Consider the following 4,906-nt stretch of genomic DNA (forward strand, 5'->3'; position numbering starts at 1 on the left):
GACGCTGTCGTCCGAGACCACCGCGGCCGCGGTCGGCAAGGTCGGCGTGGTGCGTCGCGACCCGATGGCGATGCTGCCGTTCATCGGTTACAACGCGGGTGACTACCTGAACCACTGGATCACCGTCGGCAAGGACAACGACGCGTGCAAGCTGCCGAAGATCTTCTACGTCAACTGGTTCCGCAAGGACGAGGACGGGAAGTTCGTCTGGCCGGGGTTCAGCGAGAACGGCCGGGTGCTCAAGTGGGTGATCGATCGGCTCGAGGGCCAGGCGGCCGCGGTTGAGACCCCGATCGGGCGGGTGCCCACGGTCGACTCACTCGACGTGAGCGGGCTAGATCTGAGCGTCGAGGCGCTGCAGGTGGCGCTGAGCGTGGACGACGAGGAGTGGAAGGCCGAGATCCCGCTGATCGAGGAGTGGTTCGCGAAGCTCGGCGACAAGGTGCCGGCCGCCCTCAAGGTGGAACTCGACGACCTGAAGGCCCGCCTCGGCAACTGATTCCCCCAGCCAGGGTCGACCTCGCCTGGTCGACGGTCGACCTTGGCTCGGGCAACCGGACCCGTCCGGCGGCTGACCGGAAGCCAGTACGCCGGATGGCCGAACGAAGCGCCCCGATCCCCACGGGACCGGGGCGCTTCGCCGCGCCCGCCAACCTGCTGACGTCCGAAGAAATGGCGGGACGGGTCTCCAGTTCTTCGGACGTCAGCGTCTTAAGGGCGGGGGGAGATGTGGGTCAGGGGGAGGCGGCGGGTGTGTTCGCGGCCGGCGGCGTCGGCGTACTGGATCAGGGCGATCGGGCCGTCGCCGCAGTGCAGCCGGCCGATCAGCCAGGCGGGGCGCCAGTCGCCGTCCACCAGAGCGTCGACATGGGCCGGCAGGGCCAGGTTGAGGATCGAACGAAGGTCGAACACCGGCATCCGGATGGCTTGGTCCGTCATCACGGTCACACCCTTTCGCGAGGCCGTCGTAGGAACTGACACCCGTTCCTCACCGCTGCCTCACTCACTCGGGCGCACTCAACTTACTCCTCCGCCCAGCCGCCACGCCGTCGGCAACCGAGCCGTGTCAGAAATTGAGCAAGAAATGACTGGAGGCCGCCAAGCCTTAGGGCTTGACGGCCTTCAATCCTGCGGAGCAGCGGGAACCGGCTTCAGCGTCACCAGTGCGCTGTACCGGCTCCTCGGAGGCGAGAAGCTAGCCGATGCGGACGGCGCTGATCTGCGCCTTCACAGTGATCTGGCCACTGCCAGCAGCGCTGGTGTCGTCGTTGTAGCCGAAGCCGTAGACGTTCACGGTGGCGGGCGCGGCGAGGGTGACGACCTTGACGTCCGAGCCGGTGACCTCCCGGTTCACGGACTCCGAGATCTCCGCACCCATCACCGTTCCGGCGTCCGTACCCCAGACGATCGGAGCTCCGTAGCTGTCACCGATCCGCAGTGCGAGCTGGGGACGGGTGCCCTCGACCCCAGCGACCGTCCGCAGGAAGAAGCCGGACGTGTTCACCAGCCAGCGACCGGCCGGGAGGTTGAACTCCCCGACCTTGGTCTTACCGGTGGCAAACGAGCCACCCATCGTGACGATGGCGGTCGGCGCGACGGTCTTCACGACCGAGCCTTCGCCCAGGTTGAGCTTGGCCGCCACGTCCGACTTCAGGGCCGGGAAGCCGACGGTGTTGTTGTAGGTCGACAGGTACGCCGTGTTGACGGCCGGGGCCAGGTCGGACTGGAAAACCTGCCCGTTGACGATCGAGCCGCTGTACACGCTGTTCGCCGGCGCGACGGCCTGACGCTCGCCCGGTTCTGCCGCCGTGGCGGCACCCCCACCGAGCAGCGAGATACCGACAGCGGTCGCGGCCAGCGTGAGGGCCGTACCGGCAGCCGCGAGGCGGCCGTTGACCTTGGTGTTGAGCTTCATGCGTAGGGTTCCTCCCCTTGTTGCCCCATCCTGAGCGGACGGGCGAAATGTGGAAGCAGCGATCGCGTCACCCCGCGCGTGGGCTGCTCAACGTGCTTCTGCTCAACCAGATGCTTCAACAGGGCGGTTAGTTGCGAATTCTTGAGACCCACGGTCTTCCCGATCTCGTCAGTCCGCGTCACGCCCAGCGTCGGCAACCGAGCCGTGTAAGAAAATGAGCAAGAAATGAGCGAAGGCCGCCAAGCCCTGGGGCTTGACGACCTTCAATTACTGCGGAGGCGGGGGGAACCGGCTGCGCCTCCCTGCATCGCCCCGGCTGCGCAATGACGAGAGCCGCCCGACGCCTGGCGGCGCCGAACGGCTCTCTTTCCTTGCGGAGGCGGGGGGATTTGAACCCCCGAGAGGGGATTACCCTCAACCCGCTTAGCAGGCGGGCGCCATCGACCGGACTAGGCGACGCCTCCTCCGACGGTCCCAACGGGACTCGACGACGGCCAAGACTATCCGGACAGGGGGGTGTGCGGCAAAGCGGGTTCCGGAGGGCTTGGGAGTGTCGCCCGGGGCCCCTGTAATCTGGCTCGAATCGGCGGGGAACGAAGTAGAGGTAAACCAAGGAGGTCGTGCCGGCGTCTGAAGTACTGGGAGTACCGGGTCGTCATCGCGCGACCCGTCACCGCCGCCACGTCGTCGATCAGGAAACGGAGCCATGTCGCGGAGCACTCGCGCTGCTGGTCGCAGGTCTGCGCCCAGGGCCAACCGGTCCCGTCACCGGGCGTACCGGGCCCGATCCGTCTCGAAGACGATCGGCCTGACCCTGGTCGCCGCCCTGATCCCCGGTTCCGGGTTCGTGATGGGCGGTCGGGCCAAGCTCGGCGCGTTCATCATGACGCTGAGCATCGGCCTGCTCTGTCTCGGCGCATACATCGGCCTGACCAGGCGTGACTCGGTCGTCGCGCTCCTGGTGGATCCCCGTCAGCTGCTGATCGCCACCGGTGTGGTGGTGCTGCTCGGCTTCTGCTGGATCTGCATCGTCGTCTCCTCGCACAAACTGCTCCGCCCGGTCAGCATCACGGCGGCCGGCCGGTTCGCCGGTTCGGCGGTCGTCGGGCTGATCTGCTTCGGCATCGCCGTCCCGACCACCGTCGCCGCGCAGACCGTGATGGCGCAGCGCGACCTGGTCGGCAGCGTCTTCCAGTCCGAGAAGAACTCCAAGAGCGCCACCCGGCCCAAGGTCGAGGACAAGAAGGACCCCTGGGCGGACACTCCCCGGCTGAACATCCTGCTGCTCGGCGCTGACGACGGCGCCGGTCGCGAGGGCACCCGGACCGACACGGTGATGGTTGCCAGCATCGACACCAAGACCGGTAACACCGCGCTGATCTCGCTGAGCCGGAACTGGATGCGGATGCCGTTCCCGGAGGACTCGCCGCTGCACAAGTTCTACCCGGACGGCTTCTACGACCCGAGCGGCCCGGCCGAGCAGTCGGAGTACTACCTCGACGCCATGTACCGGAACCTCCCGGCCGCGCACCCCGGGGCCCTGGGACCGTCGGACAACGAGGGCGCGGACGTGCTCAAGGTGTCAGTCGGCGAGGCGATGGGCCTGAAGCTGGACTACTACATGCAGGTCAACCTCAAGGGTTTCGAGTCGATCGTCGACGCGCTCGGCGGTATCACGGTCAACATCAACTACAAGGTCCCGATCGGCGGCGACACTCGCGGTCCGGGCTCGGCCGACGACGTCCTGCCGAAGGACTACCTCGAGCCCGGCCCGAACCAGAAGCTGGACGGGCACGACGCGCTCTGGTTCGCCCGCGGCCGGTACGGTCTGGATGCCCCATCGCGGCAGGAGCGGCAGCGCTGCACGATCCACGCGATCGTGGGCAGCGCCAACCCGGCGGCGCTGGTGACGAAGTACCAGCAGATCGCGTCCGCCAGCAAGAACCTGCTGCAGACCGACATCCCGCAGGAGATCCTGCCGGCGTTCATCGACCTCGGGCTGAAGGTGAAGGACGCCAAGGTCACCAACGTCGACCTGGACAAGGCGAAGAACTTCCCGAGCGGCCAGAACCCCAACTACGAGGGCATGCGCGAGATCGTGCACAAGGCGATCGAGCCGAAGGTCACCCAGCCGGTCGCGTCCACCCCGTCGACCACCACGACGAGGAAGCCCAGCACGGGCAAGACCACCCCGGCCAAGCCCCCCGCGGGCAGCGCCGAGGACCTGAACGACGCCTGCGCCTACCACCCCACCAACCCCTGACCAGCCCCAGTACTACGAACCGCGGGGCGACCGCAGTACGACGTGATCTGTAGTGGTGGTTCGTGACAGGAAGCTGTCGTTGGACCGGTGGGGGCTGGCGTTGGGGGAGAATGGTGGGGTCGGAGAGTCGACCTGGGGACGGTATATGCGGATCAGCGGCAAGCGGGTTGCGGCGGCAACTCTTGCAGTCGCCCTCCTCGGCGTCACGGGCTGTAGCGGATCCGGCGAGAAGCAGAGCAACGAGGGCCCGGCGGCGACCACGCCCTCGGCGCAACCACCACTGACCGTCGCGCAGTACCAGAGCCTGTTGACCGGCATGGAGCAGCGAATCCGGCCGTACCTGGCCCAGGTGGTCGCAGCGACCAGCCTGCCTGCCGTCGACACTGCCCGACTACAACTGGCTGCAGAGCTCGAGAAGGAGCGGAAGTCGCTCGGACCCGTCCATGCACCCGCGGCGCTGCTGACCGAACACTGGCAGGTTGCGGCATTCGTAGACAGCTCCAAGGCACTCCGCCAGCTCTCCGTCACCGCAACGAGGAACGAGAAGAACACCTGCGGCATACCGAACCCGACCGCAGGGGTGCTCTACGACGCGAAGGTCGCCATCTACGACGCGGTTACCGGCAGCCGCCTGACGATGGCCGGCGAGTCACTCGCCCGAGCAAAGATCTCCTTCGGCAAGACGCTGACAGCCGTCGCCACCCCATCGGCGCCTCGATCGCCGAACC

General features: G+C 67.2%; 5 protein-coding genes and 1 tRNA gene. 3 read left to right on the forward strand and 3 right to left on the reverse strand.

Features of this window, described 5'->3' with window-relative positions:
- The coding region (locus VFG33_RS03810; RefSeq protein ID WP_325022415.1) for a phosphoenolpyruvate carboxykinase domain-containing protein at positions 1 to 499 on the forward strand (499 nt) is incomplete at its 5' end.
- Positions 500 to 711: 212 nt separating this feature from the next.
- Here VFG33_RS03810 and VFG33_RS03815 read toward each other — a convergent pair.
- The 3 genes from VFG33_RS03815 to VFG33_RS03825 form a co-directional block, all read right to left on the reverse strand.
- Positions 712 to 939, reverse strand: a complete 228-nt coding sequence (locus VFG33_RS03815; RefSeq protein ID WP_325022417.1) for a hypothetical protein — start codon at positions 937 to 939, stop codon at positions 712 to 714.
- 256 nt (positions 940 to 1,195) lie between these two features.
- Complete coding sequence (locus VFG33_RS03820) at positions 1,196 to 1,915, reverse strand: hypothetical protein (protein ID WP_325022419.1); 720 nt, start codon at positions 1,913 to 1,915, stop codon at positions 1,196 to 1,198.
- Positions 1,916 to 2,289: 374 nt separating this feature from the next.
- A tRNA-Ser gene (locus VFG33_RS03825) sits at positions 2,290 to 2,379 on the reverse strand.
- 242 nt (positions 2,380 to 2,621) lie between these two features.
- Between VFG33_RS03825 and VFG33_RS03830 the strand changes: the two genes are divergently transcribed.
- Both VFG33_RS03830 and VFG33_RS03835 read left to right on the forward strand, forming a co-directional pair.
- Positions 2,622 to 4,178, forward strand: a complete 1,557-nt coding sequence (locus tag VFG33_RS03830; protein WP_325022421.1) for an LCP family protein — start codon at positions 2,622 to 2,624, stop codon at positions 4,176 to 4,178.
- 145 nt (positions 4,179 to 4,323) lie between these two features.
- Positions 4,324 to 4,906, forward strand: a 583-nt coding sequence (locus VFG33_RS03835; protein ID WP_325022424.1) for a hypothetical protein, incomplete at its 3' end; no start/stop codon positions are given.

The organism is Kribbella sp., from assembly GCF_035687465.1.
In the GTDB taxonomy this organism is placed as follows: domain Bacteria; phylum Actinomycetota; class Actinomycetes; order Propionibacteriales; family Kribbellaceae; genus Kribbella.